Annotated in this window: 14 protein-coding genes; 9 read left to right on the top strand and 5 right to left on the bottom strand. The window is 43.4% G+C overall.

Features of this window, described 5'->3' with window-relative positions; translation table 11 throughout:
• Positions 1 to 5 precede the first annotated feature (5 nt).
• The gene (locus HYN49_RS05090; protein WP_108903115.1) at positions 6 to 1,970 is read left to right on the top strand and encodes a transglycosylase domain-containing protein; all 1,965 of its coding nucleotides are present in this window, start codon (positions 6 to 8) and stop codon (positions 1,968 to 1,970) included.
• Here the strand turns inward: HYN49_RS05090 and HYN49_RS05085 are convergent.
• On the bottom strand, positions 1,967 to 2,716 hold the full coding sequence (locus HYN49_RS05085; protein ID WP_108903114.1) for a LytR/AlgR family response regulator transcription factor: 750 nt from the start codon (positions 2,714 to 2,716) through the stop codon (positions 1,967 to 1,969). The genes HYN49_RS05090 and HYN49_RS05085 overlap by 4 nt on opposite strands.
• Positions 2,713 to 4,545 carry a tetratricopeptide repeat-containing sensor histidine kinase gene (locus HYN49_RS05080; protein ID WP_108904961.1) on the bottom strand — a complete coding sequence of 611 codons (1,833 nt, stop codon included), beginning with the start codon at positions 4,543 to 4,545 and terminating at the stop codon, positions 2,713 to 2,715. Before HYN49_RS05080 ends, HYN49_RS05085 begins: the two co-directional genes overlap by 4 nt.
• 146 nt (positions 4,546 to 4,691) lie before the next feature.
• On the opposite strand from HYN49_RS05080, the gene HYN49_RS05075 reads away from it, so the two are divergent.
• The 4 genes from HYN49_RS05075 to HYN49_RS05060 all read left to right on the top strand — a co-directional run bounded on the left by HYN49_RS05075 (position 4,692) and on the right by HYN49_RS05060 (position 9,775).
• Positions 4,692 to 5,387 (top strand): SIMPL domain-containing protein, encoded by a 696-nt coding sequence (locus HYN49_RS05075; protein ID WP_108903113.1) that lies wholly within the window; start codon positions 4,692 to 4,694, stop codon positions 5,385 to 5,387.
• A gap of 18 nt (positions 5,388 to 5,405) precedes the next feature.
• Positions 5,406 to 6,566 carry a vWA domain-containing protein gene (locus tag HYN49_RS05070; protein WP_108903112.1) on the top strand — a complete coding sequence of 387 codons (1,161 nt, stop codon included), beginning with the start codon at positions 5,406 to 5,408 and terminating at the stop codon, positions 6,564 to 6,566.
• A gap of 59 nt (positions 6,567 to 6,625) precedes the next feature.
• Positions 6,626 to 8,239, top strand: coding sequence for a DUF4139 domain-containing protein (locus HYN49_RS05065; RefSeq protein WP_108903111.1), 1,614 nt, complete (start codon positions 6,626 to 6,628; stop codon positions 8,237 to 8,239).
• A gap of 168 nt (positions 8,240 to 8,407) precedes the next feature.
• Positions 8,408 to 9,775: a PQQ-dependent sugar dehydrogenase gene (locus HYN49_RS05060; RefSeq protein ID WP_108903110.1), complete on the top strand. Its 1,368-nt coding sequence runs from the start codon at positions 8,408 to 8,410 to the stop codon at positions 9,773 to 9,775.
• Here the strand turns inward: HYN49_RS05060 and HYN49_RS05055 are convergent, their stop codons facing one another.
• The 3 genes from HYN49_RS05055 to dinB form a co-directional block, all read right to left on the bottom strand.
• Positions 9,776 to 10,813 (bottom strand): aldo/keto reductase, encoded by a 1,038-nt coding sequence (locus HYN49_RS05055; protein ID WP_108903109.1) that lies wholly within the window; start codon positions 10,811 to 10,813, stop codon positions 9,776 to 9,778.
• 29 nt (positions 10,814 to 10,842) lie between these two features.
• A complete protein-coding gene (locus tag HYN49_RS05050) occupies positions 10,843 to 11,358 on the bottom strand; it encodes a PAS domain-containing protein (protein WP_108903108.1) in 516 nt (171 codons plus the stop codon).
• Positions 11,359 to 11,434: 76 nt separating this feature from the next.
• The gene (gene dinB / locus HYN49_RS05045; RefSeq protein WP_108903107.1) at positions 11,435 to 12,517 is read right to left on the bottom strand and encodes a DNA polymerase IV; all 1,083 of its coding nucleotides are present in this window, start codon (positions 12,515 to 12,517) and stop codon (positions 11,435 to 11,437) included.
• Between the two features lie 81 nt (positions 12,518 to 12,598).
• Here dinB and HYN49_RS05040 point away from each other — a divergent pair, with 81 nt between their 5' ends.
• The 4 genes from HYN49_RS05040 to lepA all read left to right on the top strand — a co-directional run bounded on the left by HYN49_RS05040 (position 12,599) and on the right by lepA (position 17,217).
• Entirely contained in the window at positions 12,599 to 13,078 is a 480-nt protein-coding gene (locus tag HYN49_RS05040) for a CYTH domain-containing protein (RefSeq protein ID WP_108904960.1), read from the top strand.
• A gap of 10 nt (positions 13,079 to 13,088) precedes the next feature.
• Entirely contained in the window at positions 13,089 to 13,313 is a 225-nt protein-coding gene (locus HYN49_RS05035) for a CDGSH iron-sulfur domain-containing protein (RefSeq protein ID WP_108904959.1), read from the top strand.
• A gap of 171 nt (positions 13,314 to 13,484) precedes the next feature.
• Positions 13,485 to 15,368 carry a hypothetical protein gene (locus tag HYN49_RS05030; RefSeq protein ID WP_108903106.1) on the top strand — a complete coding sequence of 628 codons (1,884 nt, stop codon included), beginning with the start codon at positions 13,485 to 13,487 and terminating at the stop codon, positions 15,366 to 15,368.
• A gap of 52 nt (positions 15,369 to 15,420) precedes the next feature.
• Positions 15,421 to 17,217 (top strand): translation elongation factor 4, encoded by a 1,797-nt coding sequence (lepA, locus tag HYN49_RS05025; RefSeq protein WP_108903105.1) that lies wholly within the window; start codon positions 15,421 to 15,423, stop codon positions 17,215 to 17,217.
• Positions 17,218 to 17,350 lie beyond the last annotated feature (133 nt).

Genomic DNA, 17,350 nt, shown 5'->3' with positions numbered 1-17,350 from the left:
TTGAAATGGCAAGGACCAGAAAACAGAAAATATATTTAGCCTTAAAGATTATCGCCGCACTCATTTTGGTCGTAATCGCGTGTTTTTTTATTTTCCGGGACGCACTGCTCCAAAAAGCGATTCAAAAGGTTTCGGTTAAAATGGATACGGAATACCACAGCACCTTTGTTGTAAAAAAGGCCGCTTTTGAGGGTTTCTGCGGCATTAATGCAGAAGAAGTTTCTTTGGTCCCGAAAAATGCTGACACGCTGTTCAATATTAAAAAAATAAGGACCAGCGTTAACTTCTGGAAACTCCTTACCGGAAATGTGCAGATCGGGACACTGGAAATCCACGATGGTTTTGTCCAATTGGTGAAAAAGGGCAACGAAAAAAACTTCGACGCGTTCCTCAAAAGAGACAAAACCGAAGATTTGCCGGGCGAGAAAAGGGATTATGCCGAATTCGCCTATCGCCTGATATCCAAAGCACTGAACCTGATCCCAACCGACATGACACTTGAAAACCTCGCTTTCAGGCTCAATGACAATGGTAAAAAAGCCAATATAAATTTCCGTAAACTGAGCCTCATCGACAAGCAACTCGAAACGGCGATCAATGTACAAACCGACAATTTCTCGCAAAACTGGCGCATTACCGGTTTCGCAGATCCGCGGGACAATAAGGCCGACATCCGGTTTTTCAATATTGACACCGGCGCCATCCGTGTGCCTTACCTCGACGAACGCTACAACCTCAAATCGAGTTTTGACTCCATTCGTGTAAAAGTGGATAATATCGATATGGACGGCGGTGAATTGCACCTCGACGGTTTCGCATCCATTGCAAACCTGAAAATAAACCACCGCAGGATTGCCAGTAAGGATGTGATTATTAAAAACGCGCGTTTCGATTACCGATTCCTTCTGGGCGAAAATTTCGTTTCGGTTGACAGTACTTCGACAGTCAGCCTGAATTCGCTGAAATTCCATCCGTTTTTATCTTATGACACCGAATCGGATACGGTGTACAGGCTCAAAGTTGCGATTCCAAAAATGAAAGCACAGGATTTCATTTCCGCTCTACCCGACGGGCTTTTCACGCATTTCCAGGGTATGGAAACCGAAGGCAGCTTCAGTTACAATCTCGATTTTATGTTCAACAAGAACAAGCCTGGCGCTTTGGTTTTTGACAGCAAGCTCGACAAGGAAAACCTCAAAATCATCAAATACGGCGAAGCCAACCTCAACAAGCTCAACGGGGATTTCGTATACCACGCCATTGAAAACGGCCGGGAACAACGCGGCATCCTTGTAGGTCAGGCCAACCCGAATTATACGCCTTTGGGCCAGATTTCACCTTACCTGCGCAAATCGGTGTTGACGACCGAAGATCCGTCATTTTTCTCGCACCGCGGATTCATCAGTGAAGCATTCAAGCAATCCATCATCAAGAACATCAAGACCAAAAAATTCTCGCGCGGCGCCAGTACCATCAGCATGCAATTGATCAAGAACGTATTCCTGACAAGGGAAAAGACGCTTTCGCGGAAACTGGAAGAAATATTATTGGTCTATATCCTTGAAAACAATCGTATTGCCAGCAAGGAACGCATGCTTGAAGTCTATTTCAACATTATTGAATGGGGCCCTAATGTTTATGGAATCGGGGAAGCTAGCCGTTTTTATTTCCAGAAAAGCCCGTCTGAATTGTCATTAAACGAATGCCTGTTCCTGGCTGGCATCATTCCAAGCCCGAAACGGTTCATGTGGCAGTTTGACGGCGATGGGAATTTAAGATCCTATGTCAAAAACAACCATGCCGGCCTGACCAACCTGATGCTGAGACGCGGCGTGTTGACTGCCGATGACACCATCTATAAATCGCTACCGGTCATCATCAACGGCCCCGCAAAAAACTTCATCAGGTTGAAGGTAAAAGATTCCACCGCAACAGATTCGTTGCGGATCGATGAGGAGTTTGAATTTTAGCGGAAATGCTTTAGGAATTCATCTTTATAAGTCGGTGACACTTCAATCTCCGCACCATCATGCAGCGTCAGGAAACCGCCTTTATTATATGATTTCACGAAATGCAGGTTGATGATATGTGATTTGTGTACCCGTAAGAAAGGAAGCGGTAAAATCTCGGAAAAATGTTTCAGGAAACGGCAAACCATTTTTTTATGGCCATTGGTAAGGTATAAATCGGTAAAATTCCCGTTGCCACGCAATCGGACGATGTCTTCCATTTTCACCACTTCGAAACCCTCTAATGTGGGTAGAATGACCTGTTGCTTTTCAGGTTTCGGCTCGCGGAAATTGTCAAGGATGATTTTATTGCGGTTCAGGATCTCCTGGTTTTGTATCTGGTGCTGGACCTTATTTACGGCCAAAATCAATTCCTCGATGCTGATTGGTTTAAGCAGGTAATAGGCTGCGCTTTGGTTTAAGGCCTTCAACGAATATTCTGAAAAAGCGGTGACAAAAATGGTTTCGAACTGTAAATCCCTGCACGCTTCCAAAACATCAAAAGCATTACCGAATGGCATTTCAACATCCAGGAAAACCAATTGCGGCTGCAATTCGTGTAACAACGGCACCGCTTCCTTAATATTCTGGGCTTCGCCGATGATGGTTACCTGCGGGCAATATTTCGAAATGTAAACGCGCAGCACTTCCCTGGCCGCAGTTTCATCTTCCACAATAACCGCCGAAATTTTCTGGAATGTCATCATATTTTATGGATTATCGGGAAATATATCAGCACAATGGTTCCTGTTTCAGGATGGTTTTTTTCGGCAATTGAAAATGTAATGCCTTTTTTATACAGTTCATTGAGCAGTGTAATGCGCTCTTTCGTATTGGTGATGCCGCGGGAGTGGTGAGCCTTTTGATTTTTGGTTTTAAGTTCAGCGCTTTTCGTCAAACCAATGCCGTTGTCTTCAATAGTGATTTTGATTTTTTTATTTTCCAATGCAATGGATAATGTCAGCAAACCTTTGGATTCCCGGTAACGAATACCGTGCCAGATGGCATTTTCGAGATGCGGCTGCAGGATCATGTTCGGGATGAAGGTCTGGTCGGCATCGATATTGTCATCAACAATTATTTTGTAATCGAATTTATCCGAAAATCGTAAATGTTCCAGGTCAAGATATTTTGTCAATTGTTCGATTTCACTGCTTACGGTGACAAAATCCTTGTTCGAATGCTCCATCATATTGCGCATTAAATGGGAGTATGATGATAAATATTTGTTGGCTTCGAGTTCCTTATTCTGCGAAATAAACTGATTTACGCTATTGAGGCTGTTGAAGATAAAATGCGGATTCATTTCCCGGCGCAACGATTGCAGCGCGATTTCCTTATTCTTGATTTTGATCGAATACAACGCTTTGGCTATGAAAATAAAAAGCAAAAACAACAATAACACCGACCCAATCAAAAAGTAATTGAACGTATTTTTTTTTGAAATCAATTCATCCTTCAATGCTTTTTCCTTTTCAAGCTGCCTGATTTTCTCCTCAGTAACCTGGAAGGTCTTGGCATCAATTAACGAAGTATCCGCGCGGATCAATGCATCGAAATCCTCAAAAAACTGTTCGTAAAGCCTCATGCTTTCCTTGTCATCACCTTTGGCACGGTAGTATTGGAGCAACTTTGCCAGGCCTTTCTTTGCTTCTGCAGTGTGGCCGGATTGTTTCGCGATCCTATAGGATTCCTTCAGTAGGTCAACACCTTTCTCGGCTTGATTATTTTTAAAATACACTGACGACAGCAATTGCAGTTGTGTAATTTCAGTATCGGTATCATTATTTTTTTGCGCGTCGGCAAGCAGTTTCTGATGGATCCCGATGGCTTTTTCAAATTGATTTTCTGCTGTGTAAACCTTTGCGATTTTGCTTTTTATTTTGATCACTTCTTCCGGCCTGTCTTTAGAGAAGGTAATGGCTTCCTCATAATTCCTGATGGCTGCTTTTGGCTTCTTTTCTTTAAGATTCAGTTCGGCATTTTGCATGTAAGCATCCGCAACTTCGTCTTTTTTGTCCGATTCTTTTGCAAGTGCGGCATTTGAAATATTGTAATCCATTTGAGCCTGGGGGCTGTTTGCATTGCTCAACCTGCTAAAGTCATTCGAGTTGAGTTTTTCAGTGACTTTATCATCGGTAACCTCAGCCGCTTTTTTATAGTTTAAGGAAGCTGCTCCGAGTTTGTTTTGGTTTTCCTGGACTTTTGCAATACTCCGACGCAAACGCGCCTGGTCTTCTGCCTGGTCGGATTTGGTGTATAGCAATGCTTTTTGAAGGTATTCTTCGGCTTTTTTGAAATCGCCTTTTTTAATAAAAGTTTCCGCAAGCGATTCATAATTTTTGGCGATACCAATATTGTCGCCTTTTTTTAATGACGTTTCCAGATCGGTGGCGGCTTCGCTTATCGTCTTGATTTTCGTGGCTTTGCGTTTCTGCTCCTGTTTGGGCACTTTTTTAATCGTGTCCTGCGCCCATGCGGATGGCATCGGCATTGACAATAAGATAAAAAAGGAAATGACTTTCAATAAACGCATAACGGCAATTTTCGGAATGTAAAGTAAATGAATCCGATACGCTTTTCCTATTCTTTTCACCAAGTCAAAACCGTGTTTCACCATCTGTCTGAAAATCATTTTGATGGCCTGGATAATTTTGGCCTAAATCTTTTAAAACCAGAACCATGAAAAGAATATTATTACAACTGATGTTATGCTGCAGCCTTACGATAACTGCACAAATCCAGCCTGATCAGAGGAAATTTATTGAAGTGAAAGGCAGTGCTGAAATGTCAGTGCAACCCGATGACATCGAACTGGAAATTGTATTAAGGCGATCCGATAGTGACAGGAAAGCAGACCTCAGCAATACGGAATCCGCCTTCTATGCCGTACTGAAGAAAAACAATATTAAAACCGAAACCGTCACATTCCAGAACACTTCTTACTGGTATTGGTGGTATTGGTGGAATGACCGCTACAACAGCAATCCCGTGAAAGTGGTCCGCTTAAAACTGGACGCCAAAACCAATTTCCTGAAACTTGTTGAAGACCTCAATACCAATTGGGTGCAAAGCATCCGCATTGCTGAAACTACCGCCAGGGAAATCACCCGACTGCGAAAAGAAGTTAAAATCCAGGCTATGAAAGCCGCAAAGGAGAAAGCGTCTTATTTGCTGGAAAGCGTCGGGGAAGAAGTCGGCAGTTTGCTGTCTGTTGTCGAAGTGCCGGAAAGCGACAATAATTATTATCCGTTTTTTGACCGCGGAAATCTTGCCAGTAATTCCGTGATGCAAAGCACCAGTACCAATACAGGTGTTGAAGGTGCCAATGCTATAAAACTACGCTACGAAATCCAGGCAAAATTCGAAATTCAATAACCTTTTTAAATAAATATTATGAAAACTTCACTCTCATTTTCTGTATTGCTCATGGCGACTTCACTCTGCTTCGCCGGATGTAAAAATGACAACGTAAAACCTATAGCTGCGATTACCGAAGCGCCTGTTAAAGCCGAAAACACCAAAATCCAGGTGGCGCTTTTACTCGACACTTCCAACAGTATGGACGGTTTGATAGACCAGGCGAAATCCAGGCTTTGGAATATCGTGAACACACTGACCACTCTAAAATATTCAGGGAAAACACCGGACATTGAAATCAGCCTTTATGAATATGGCAACGATGGCCTTTCTGCGGAGGCGAATTACATCCGGCAGGTGACGCCTTTAACCACCGATTTGGACCTGATTTCTGAAAAATTGTTTGCCCTGCGCACCAATGGCGGTTCGGAATACTGCGGGGCCGTGATCAGCGATGCGACCAAAAAACTGGAATGGTCTAAAGGAAAAACGAATATGAAACTGCTTTACATTGCGGGAAACGAAGCTTTTGACCAGGGCGTCATCAGTTATAAGGAAAGCGTTGGCGATGCCCTGAAAAACGACATTTATGTAAATACGATTTTCTGCGGAAACGCTTATGAAGGCATCAATACACACTGGAAAGACGGCGCAGACCGCGGAAACGGAAAATATTTCAACATCAATTCCAACGAAAAAATCCAGTATATCGCCACGCCTTATGACGATCGGATTTACAAATGCAACGAGCGCCTGAATTCGACGTACATCGGGTACGGAAAAACCGGAAAAGACAAGAAAATGGCACAGGAAGTCCAGGATGCAAATGCGGAAACGGTTTCCAAAGCGAATTATGCCGAGCGCACCGTCAGCAAATCGAAAGAAGTTTACAAAAATACCAACTGGGATTTGGTTGATAAGGTTAAGGAAGACAAACAGGCCCTTTCCAATATGAAAAAAGAGGAGCTTCCTGAGGAGCTGAAAGGCAAAAGCAAGACTGAAATCCAGGCGTATGTTGACCAGAAGACCAAAGAACGCGAAACCATCCAGAAAGAAATCACCGAACTGGGCAGAAAACGCCAGGAATTTATCGATACCGAAAGCAAAAAAACAAAAAGCCAGGATGATTTAGGCAAAGCCATCAGCACATCGATTATTGCTATTGCTGAAACAAAAGGATACACCGTTGAAAAATAATGGTGGATGCCCCAAACCTTTCCCTTTTTTGATACTCATTAAAAAATAAAAACTCCTTTATGAAAAAACTCCCCTTTCTTTTGCTTTTAATTGGCGGTATGGCTTTGGCGCAGAAACCGTTGTTTGTGACCGCCAAAGTCAAAGCGGCCACGGTATATTCGAATTCGGCTGAAATATTCCAAAGCACCTCAGTAGTCCTTCCGAAGGGCACCAGTGAAATTGTCGTAAAAAATGTTGCCGATTATCTCAACGAAAGTTCCGTACAGATTGGCGCGCCATCAACCGTTACGGTACTTTCGGTACAATTCACGAACAATTATATGAGTGAATATAAGATCGATGAAAATTCGACGGAAGTCAAAAAAGTGCGCGACAGCATCAACATCGTGGAAAAGGAAATCGGGCGGCTTACGAATGCGCTGAATTCCGAAGCCAAAACCCTCGAATTACTGGATAAAAACCAACAGGTTTCCGGCACCAATACCGGCCTGAATCTTGCAGAGCTGGCCAAAGTCGTAGAATATTATAAAGCCAAACGCACCGAAATCAGCGACAATTATGATGCTTTGGAAGAAAAGATAAAAAAATGGAACGAAAGCCTGGTGCGGCTCAACACCAAACTCGAAATCAATACCAAGAACCAGGAAAAAACCTCAAACGGCAAACTGATCCTGCAGGTAATGAACGATGTCGCCGGTAATGTTGATCTCGACATCAACTACCTGACCCCAAACGCGTCGTGGGAGCCGTTTTACGATTTGCGTGCGAACAGCATTTCAGAGCCTATCCATATGATGTACAAGGCACGTGTAACGCAGAATACCGGCATCGACTGGAAAAAGGTAAAGCTCACTTTATCCAGCGGCAATCCGACACAGAACAATCAGGCGCCGTTATTGCAGGCCTGGTTTTTGAGGTATGCTTCTTTAGGTTATGATAAAGATGGTGTTTATGATAAAAAAGAATATGCACTTAATACCATACAAAATGACGCTGCAATTAATACAGGATACCGGGCGATCAAGCCAGCAAATATTTCCAGTTACACCACAATCAACGAAAACCAGCTCAGCGTTTCTTTTGACATCGACATTCCATACGATATTTTATCGAACGGTAAAGCGCACAGCGTATCGCTGAAGGAAATCGAATTGCCTGCATCATACAAATATTACAGTGCGCCGCGTGTGGAAAAAGAAGTGTTCCTTTTGGCGGAGATCAGCGATTATTCGAAGTATAATCTACTTCCGGGTGAAGCTAATATCATTTTTGAGGGGATGTATGTAGGCAAAACATTCATCAATCCAAACCAGACTTCAGACACGCTGAACCTCAGTATGGGCCGTGACAAGAAAATCAGCATCAAGCGCGAGAAGATTGTCGATAAATCGGGCACGAAGTTTTTGTCTTCGAAAAAAGAACAGACTTTTACTTATGATATTACGATACGGAATAATAAAAAAGAAGCGGTCGATTTAATGCTGAAAGACCAATATCCGCTGAGCCCGGACAAGGACATCGAAATCGAACTGAAAGAAAGTGACGGCGCTAAGGTAAACACTGAAACCGGCATCCTCACCTGGCAGCTGGGCCTTAAACCGAATGAAACCAGGAAAATCCGGATCAGCTATAAAATCCGTTATCCAAAAGACCGGGTGATTGATAATTTGTAAACTAACTCCAATTGCAAATGTTCCCATGGTACCAAACTTTGGGAACATTTTATTTTTCGGATATTGGTTATTTGTAAACTCCGAAACAAACCTCATAAGGTTTTAAGGCAAAATCCTTGAGAAAAATTCCTACTTTTACGATAATCCAAATGATGTAAAACACTCGCTATGAAATACCTATACTTTTTAATCACATTGTTTTCCTTATCCGGTTTTTCGCAAACCATCGGGATACAATCCTTCGCCACCGGCTTCAGCAGTATTGTTGAGATCGTAAACGCTGGTGACGACCGTTTATTTGTGGTACAGCAAACCGGGGTAATCAAAATCCTGAATGCAAACCAGGTTACGAACCCATCCGCTTTCCTGAATATTTCCGCACTGATCAGCACGGGCGGCGAACGCGGTCTTCTCGGATTGGCATTTCACCCGAATTATGCTACGAACGGTTATTTTTATGTCAATTATACCAACACTGCCGGCAATACGGTAATTGCGCGCTATTCCGTCAATACTTCCAACCCGAATCTTGCAAACACTGCCAGCGCGACCATCCTGCTCACGATTTCGCAGCCTTTTGCAAATCATAATGGCGGCACATTGCGATTTGGGCCGGACGGGTACCTCTACATTGGGATGGGTGACGGCGGAGGCCAGGATGATCCAGGCAACAGGGCCCAGAACAAGGATTTGCTGCTTGGAAAAATCCTTCGTATCGATGTAGACAACGGCGCACCTTATGCCATTCCGCCTACAAATCCATATGCCGCTGCAGACGGTGCCGATGAGATATGGGCCACCGGGATGCGCAATCCCTGGAAATTTTCATTTGATACCGTTGACGGGAATTTGTGGATTGGTGATGTGGGCCAGTTCAATGTAGAGGAAATCAACAAAGTGCCTGTTGGTGATGGCGGTTATAATTTCGGATGGCGATGCTACGAAGGCAATGATGCGCATATCACCGAAGGATGTGAGCCGCAAAACACCATGACATTCCCTTTTGTCACTTATTCTTCTGCCGACGGAAGCGGGAATTGCTCCATAACAGGCGGTTATGTTTATAGAGGAAGCGCTTACCCTAATTTCGTAGGGAAATATTTCTTTGCCGATTATTGTTCCGATAAAATAGGGATGGTTGCCGATAACGGGACAATATCATATTCTGGGGTACTGACAGGAGGCAGTTTTACGACATTCGGTGTCAATGCTGCAAACGACTTATTTGTCGGTTCACAGGGGAACGGTGTCATTTATAAAGTCGTCGATACTTCGCTTGGCGTGGATGATGTCAGTAAAAACACTTTTTCGGTTTACCCGAATCCTGCTTCCGGCTCCTTTTCAATCCATTCCGAAAACGCAAGGTTCCCTTTACAGCTTACCGTATTTGATATCAGCGGTAAAAAACTTTTGGAGAAAACCATTGGCAGTGGCAATGAAAACATTAACATCAGCGGATTCAGCACCGGTTTATATCTTGTAAATACCAAAGACGACATGGGAATGCAATCTGTTTCCAGGCTGGTAATCCAATAATCAGGGTGCGGGATTTGGAAATTTCCTGTGGATTTTTTCAATTCCGGACAGTATTTCAGGAGTGATTATCACATGGATTGAACCGATATTTTCTTTTAATTGTGCCAATGAAGTCGCACCAATAATTGTGCTGCTGACAAAAGGCTGAGCCTGTACAAACGCCAAAGCCATTTGCGACGGACTTACTCCGTTTTGCTTTGCAAGATCAACATATGAGGCTGCAGCTTTACGTGCTTCTTCACTGTTATACCTCGTGAAATTCGGGAACTGGTTCAATCGTGCCTCAGGATGGTTTTGCCTTTGCCCGTATTTCCCTGTCAATATTCCGAAACCAAGCGGAGAATAAGCCAGCAACCCGACATTCTCCCTGAACAGTACTTCGGACAATCCGGTTTCCAAAGATCGGTTGACGAGTGAATACGGGTTTTGAACTGTAATAGTTTTAGTCAAACGGTGCTTTTTACCTTCCTCGAGAAAACGCATCAATCCCCACGGCGTTTCATTTGAAATCCCGAAATGCCTGATCTTCCCTTCAGCAATTAACGCCGACATCGTTTCAACAACGATCTGGGTATTGTCTTCCCATGCATCATCTGTTATCGAAAATCCCAATTGCCCGAACATATTGGATTTTCGTTCCGGCCAGTGCAATTGGTACAAATCAATGTAATCTGTTTGCAGCCGCCTGAGGCTTTTCTCGACAGATTCCCTTACCGTTTGAGGAGTATATCTCAAGTCTTCACGGATGTAGGGCAGCCCGCGATTTGCACCGGCGATTTTTGTAGCCAAAACAATTTCATTTCTTTTTCCCGTATTTTTTATCCAGGAACCGATGATGTTTTCGGTCGAACCATAATTTTTTTCGAGCGCCGGCACCGGATACATTTCAGCAGTATCTATAAAATTAATGCCGTGTTCCAGCGCCATTTCAATCTGCTGGTGCCCTTCAGGCTCGGTATTTTGCCTGCCGAAAGTCATCGTTCCCAGGCATAGCGTACTGACTTTTATATTGGTTCCCGGTAAAAAAGTGTAATTCATAATCGGTATTTGGACCGCAAAGATAAGGATCAGGCCGCGTTCTCAAATGCGATAAAATTCGAAAGCCTTCCCTTGGAATCGAATATGGGAAAACTCGTGATGACGCAGTCATAAGGTGTGCCGTCTTTTCTGTAATTGACAACTGTTGCTTCAAATGGCTGCTGGTTGTTGATCGCTTTACGTATGGTCCTGGCCACGGATTTTGAAGTCGATTTGCCCTGTAGCATTTTCGGGCTCTGCCCCATCATTTCCGAAGGCTCATAACCGGTCATGGCGGCGATATTTGTAGTGGAGAACACAATTTTTATATCCGGGTCGGTGACTACAATGACGGTGTCATAGGTAATTCCGCGGACATTCTTCAAATCAAAATCCCAACGGTTTTGTTTCGCCAGGCTTTCCAATTGCTTTACGTCGGAAGTATTTCCATAGATCTTTTGAAGGTGAACCGAAAAAATGTCCCAGCTGAGCAACAGTCCTTTTGCCGATTTCTGGCTTTCACCGAAACGGGCAACACTTTCGTCATATACCTTAAGTTCTTTCATCTAAAGTAAAAAAACAAATTTAAGGTATTACGACATAAAAAAGTTAAAAAACAACAGTTTAACGGTTGTTTAGCCATTAGAAATCAAACCTTAGTTGTACGACAACGGTTTTTTTCACTTCCGTGTTCAGGTTGTTTAGTGAGATACCGAGCAGCCTTACGGAATCTTTCATGCGCTCCTGGTAAAGCAATTCTTTTGCGGTATCATACAATAATGATTTATCTGAAATAAAATAAGGAAGCGTCTTACTTCTGGTTTGCAACGTAAAATCGCTGTATTTTATTTTCAACGTGACGGTTTTTCCTGCAATGTTATAGCGTTTGAGGCGGCGCTCCAATTCGCCTGCAATGGTCTGCAGCTTCTCTTCCATAAAAATCTCGGAAGTCAGGTTTTCATTGAAAGTATGTTCCGTAGCGACAGATTTTGCCACGCGTTCCGGCTTCACTTCACTGTTGTGGATGCCTCGTACGATGTGATAATAATACACGCCCGATTTCCCGAAATTCTTTTCAAGGAATTCCACCGATTTCTGTTTCAGGTCCAATCCGGTAAAAATCCCAAGCTGGTACATTTTATCACGGGTCACTTTTCCAACACCGTAGAACTTACCGATAGGCAGTGCTTCTAAAAAAAGAATCACCTCATCAGGCGTTACGGTTTTCTGCCCGTTTGGCTTGTTATAATCCGAAGCGACCTTGGCAATGAATTTATTGATTGAAATTCCGGCAGAAGCCGTCAGTCCTGTTTCTTCATAAATCCTGCGGCGGATTTCCTGCGCAATCAGCGTCGCACTCGGATTCCCTTTCTTGTTTTGTGTCACGTCGAGATAGGCTTCATCTAATGATAACGGCTCGACCAAATCCGTGTAATCGAGGAAAATTTTTCGGATTTTCTGCGAAATCTCCTTATACCGGTCAAATCTCGGGCGTACAAAAATGATTTCAGGACAATATTTTTTTGCCAATGCGCCGCTTAAGGCACTTCGCACGCCGAATTTCCGCGCTTCATAACTTGCCGCCGACACTACTCCACGTGTCTCGCTTCCGCCTACAGCTACTGGTTTTCCGCGTAACTCAGGATTGTCCATCTGCTCGACCGATGCATAAAACGCATCCATATCGACGTGAATAATCTTGCGGTCCCGGTTGAAATCATCCATACCACAAATTTAAATACGTTTTGAAAAAAAGCTATCCTAATGGATAAAATTGTGATACTTTTGAACAAAATACATTTCCAAATGATAGAAATTGAACGCAAATTTCTCGTTATTTCTGATGAATTTAAGGAGCAGGCTTTCGCCAAAAACCATATTGCGCAAGGCTACCTGAATTCGCATCCGGAACGCACCGTCAGGATCCGGATTAAGGGCGAAATCGGTTTTCTGACAATCAAGGGGAAAGGAAATGAAAGCGGCACGACACGGCTGGAATGGGAAACCGAATTGTCACTGATGGATGCCAAACCACTTTTGGCACTGTGTGAAAATGGCATGATCGACAAGACAAGGTATGAAGTCAACATCGGCAAACACATTTTTGAAGTGGATGAATTCCACGGCGAAAACGACGGTTTGCTTATTGCGGAAATTGAACTCCGCAACGAAAATGAGCTTTTCGAAAAACCGGATTGGCTCGGAAAAGAAGTGACCGGAGATGAAAAATATTACAATGCTTACTTAAGCAAAAACCCTTATGCCGAATGGAAAAATAAACACTAAAAAAGAACATATGAATAAAACAAAATTAACCATCAACAGTAACGGTTCGGTAAAAGTGGAAGGCGATTTCGAAATTGTCGACAAAGACGGCAATGTATACGGCCTTCAGGGCAGGACAACACTAAGCATTTGCCGTTGTGGCTTGTCGGCGAACAAACCGTTTTGTGACGGATCGCACCGCAATCATTTTGAACATGATGCCAAAGCATTTGACCTGCCGCCGATGAAATCATAACGGGCACACATCATTATTTATTTTCTGCGGAGGCGGGCATGTCCTGGCGGGGAAAAAGAATGAAAACCTGCAGATCATGACATGATTTCAGCGACCTCATAAATTTTCACAAATACCCTTATACTTTGCGTATTATGATTAGCTTTGCAGTCCATTTTAATGAATAAAATAATGAAGAAGATTACCGCGTATTGTATTTTATTGGTTTCAATATCAATCTATTCCCAGCGAAAGCCAGACAGTTCGGTCACTTTGGAAAACAACCTTAAAGAAGTTTACTTTAATGATTTTTCAGGAATACCAGTTGTACAAACCAACAAAGAATTAATCGGGATAGATCCCTATCAAAGCAAAGTGATCTGGAGACAGCCGATGGGTTCATTGGGCTCACTTTCTGCTTTCGGCGGCGACGGTGGTTCAGTTGTCAACAATATTGCAGATACGCCGTTTATCATCCTGGAATATAAAACCCTGATTGACACCCGTAACGGCAATATACTTCTAAAAGGGAATAAGATTGAAACGTTCGAATTGCTTCCTGATTTTTATGCCGTCCTGGTGATGACCAAGGGCGAAAAAGGCGAAAAAAACCTATCGCTTCTCGACATGAGATCGTCCAAAGTATTGTGGACAACCCCTTTAAAAATCAAGACCAGCCTGATGGATAAGGCCATGGCACTGAGCGCGGACAATCCCCCGGAAAGTTTTAGGAACCTGATTTTCACCAAAGACTATAAAATCGCATTGATGTACGGTAAATCGATCATTATGATTGACGGTAACAATGGAAAAGTGCTGATGAACGAAAACATGAAATCAGGGCTTCTATTTACCGATTCCCAAAGCAAAAACCTTTTTATCGTAGATGGTACCAAAGGCATCGTGGCTGAATTGGGCACTTTTGGCGATGGCATCACGCTGTACGATTTCAACACCGGAAAAGAAAACGGCAAGATAAAACTGGCTGATAAATTTGCGTGGGTAGAAGATATCGACGGAAAACTGTTCATCAAAAGTAAAGGAAGCATTGCGGCTTATGATTACGGCGGAAAGAAAATATGGAAGGATAATTTCCAGGCCAAAGTAATTTATGATATCGAGAAAACCGCAGATGGCTACATGGTTTATTACGGTGCCGAAAGGATGCTGCTTGACAATGAAGGCAAGAAAGTCTGGAAAAAAGGGGAAGCCGTTGTCTCAAATTATGAGCAGGAAGACTATGATTTTCTTGAAAGCCAGGGTTATGTAAAATACCCTTACGAAGCAGGAAACCTGTACATTACAAGTCAGGTTATCCGATACATCGATAACAAAGACAAGGCGAAAAGCTTCAGAAGAACCATCAGTTACAGCACCAATCTCGTAGCGTATGATGAAGTCTCAAAAAGCGTATTGGTCGTAGAATGCGGCACGGGAAGGGAATCATTGTACCTCTACAATCCTGACAAAGGGTTGTTGCCAAAAACCGGGCAGTCCCTTAATATCAAGAAACCCGGATACCTGAATGTCTTCGAAAAATCAGCGACCGGATATTTTATTTCAAATCCGTGGGAATATGTGATCTTAGATGAAAAAGGCAAGATCACGGCACAAAAATATTATTCCACTCCGGGCGAAACAGGAAGGCAGCTGATGAATGTCGCGTCAGGGATATTGGATGTCGCAAGTGCCGCCTCTACCGTTGACGGTGCCGCTGATGTTGTGGCTGGATCGCCATCTGCACTGGGAAGCCAATACGGTGTACCGGGAACTTCAACGGCCCAGGTTGAAAAAGGGGCTAAAAAACTTGAAAGGGCAGCCTATTACGCCGAAGCAGCCGATATGCTTTACAACCCCGAAAGACTGAATTCCTTCACAATGAACAGCAATTATGCGTTTTATTTCACCAAAGACAAAGCCGGGAATAAATTCCTGGTACAGGTTGAAAAAACCTCAGGTAAGGAAATCGACAAACTTAAATTTGAAAACAACAGTCCGAAATACATCATTGATAACGAGGAAAACAGGGTATTTTATATCAACAAAAACAACCTCGACATCTTTCAGATTAAATAGGAATTGTTACATTAGGTCCAATATTTAGATTAAAATCACGATTAAACAGCATATGAAGCACATTAGGAATTTTTGTATCATCGCACACATTGACCACGGGAAAAGCACGCTGGCCGACCGACTTTTAGGTGCCACGCAAACCGTGACTGCGCGTGAAGAAAAGGCGCAGTTGCTAGACAACATGGATCTGGAGCGCGAGCGCGGGATTACGATCAAGAGCCACGCGATCCAGATGGAGTACACTTATAAAGGCGAGCAATACATCCTGAATTTGATCGACACGCCGGGGCACGTCGATTTTTCGTATGAGGTTTCTCGTTCGATTGCCGCTTGTGAAGGCGCACTTTTGATTGTGGATGCGGCACAAAGCATTCAGGCGCAGACGATTTCGAATTTATACCTGGCTTTGGAAAATGATCTTGAAATCATTCCCGTACTGAACAAAGTGGATTTGCCAAGCGCGAATCCGGAGGAAGTAAGTGACGATATTATTGACCTTTTGGGTTGCAAACTGGAAGACATTATCCATGCATCTGGTAAAACCGGTTTTGGCGTGGAAAACATCCTTTCGGCAATTATTGAAAAAATCCCAGCGCCCAAAGGCGATCCTGCAGAGCCATTGCAGGCTTTGATTTTTGACTCAGTTTATAATCCATTCCGTGGGATTGAGGTTATTTTCCGTGTGAAAAACGGTGAGATAAAAAAAGGCCAGAAAATTAAGTTCATGGCAACCGGCAATGAATATTTTGCGGATGAAATCGGGACTTTAAAACTAAACCAGGTGCCGAAGCAGGTCATATCTGCAGGCGATGTGGGTTACCTGATTTCCGGAATCAAGGAAGCCAAAGAAGTGAAAGTGGGTGATACCCTGACCGATGCCAAAGTCCCAACCACGAATATGATTACTGGTTTCGAGGATGTGAAACCGATGGTTTTCGCCGGAATTTACCCAGTGGATACAGAAGATTATGAAGAACTCCGCAACTCGATGGAAAAACTACAGCTGAATGATGCATCGCTGGTGTTTTCTGCAGAGAGTTCCGCGGCATTGGGCTTCGGTTTCCGTTGTGGATTCCTTGGGATGCTGCACATGGAAATCATCCAGGAAAGGCTCGAGCGCGAGTTCGACATGACGGTAATCACGACGGTTCCGAACGTATCTTATAATGCGTATACCAAAAAAGATCCCGAAACGCCGATTATCGTAAACAATCCTTCCGACCTTCCTGAACCTTCAAGGATGGATCGTGTAGAGGAACCTTATATTAAGGCGACCATCATTACCAAGTCTGATTTCGTTGGGAACGTGATGTCGTTGTGTATCGAAAAACGGGGTGTCATTACGAACCAGACTTATTTGACAACGGAGCGTGTCGAACTGAATTTCGACATGCCTTTGGCTGAAATCGTATTTGATTTCTACGACCGCTTGAAAACCGTTTCGAAAGGATATGCTTCGTTCGATTACCACCCGATCGGGATGCGTACTTCGAATTTGGTAAAAGTGGACGTTTTATTGAACGCAAATCCTGTTGATGCACTTTCTGCTTTGATCCACGCTGATAACGCGTACCACATCGGTAAGAAAATGACTGAAAAACTGAAGGAGTTAATTCCGCGCCAGCAATTCGACATTCCGATCCAGGCCGCAATCGGTGCAAAAATCATCGCGCGTGAAACCGTGAAAGCATTAAGAAAAGACGTGACCGCCAAATGTTACGGAGGGGATATTTCGCGTAAGCGTAAACTGCTTGAAAAACAGAAAAAAGGTAAAAAACGCATGCGCCAGGTAGGAAATGTGGAGATTCCGCAGGAAGCGTTTATGGCGGTTTTGAAATTGAATGATTAATGAGTTGCTGAGTTGCTGAGTTGCTGAGTTGCTGAGTTGCTGAGTTGCTGAGTTGCTGAGTGCAAAATTAAATATATGACCCTGGCAGCAAATTGTTGTCAGGGCTTTTTATTGATTATTTAAGGTGTAAAAT

Source organism: Flavobacterium pallidum, from assembly GCF_003097535.1.
GTDB lineage: Bacteria > Bacteroidota > Bacteroidia > Flavobacteriales > Flavobacteriaceae > Flavobacterium > Flavobacterium pallidum.
The sequence above is the reverse complement of the archived record's forward strand: the minus strand, read 5'-3'. Positions and strand labels throughout refer to the sequence as shown.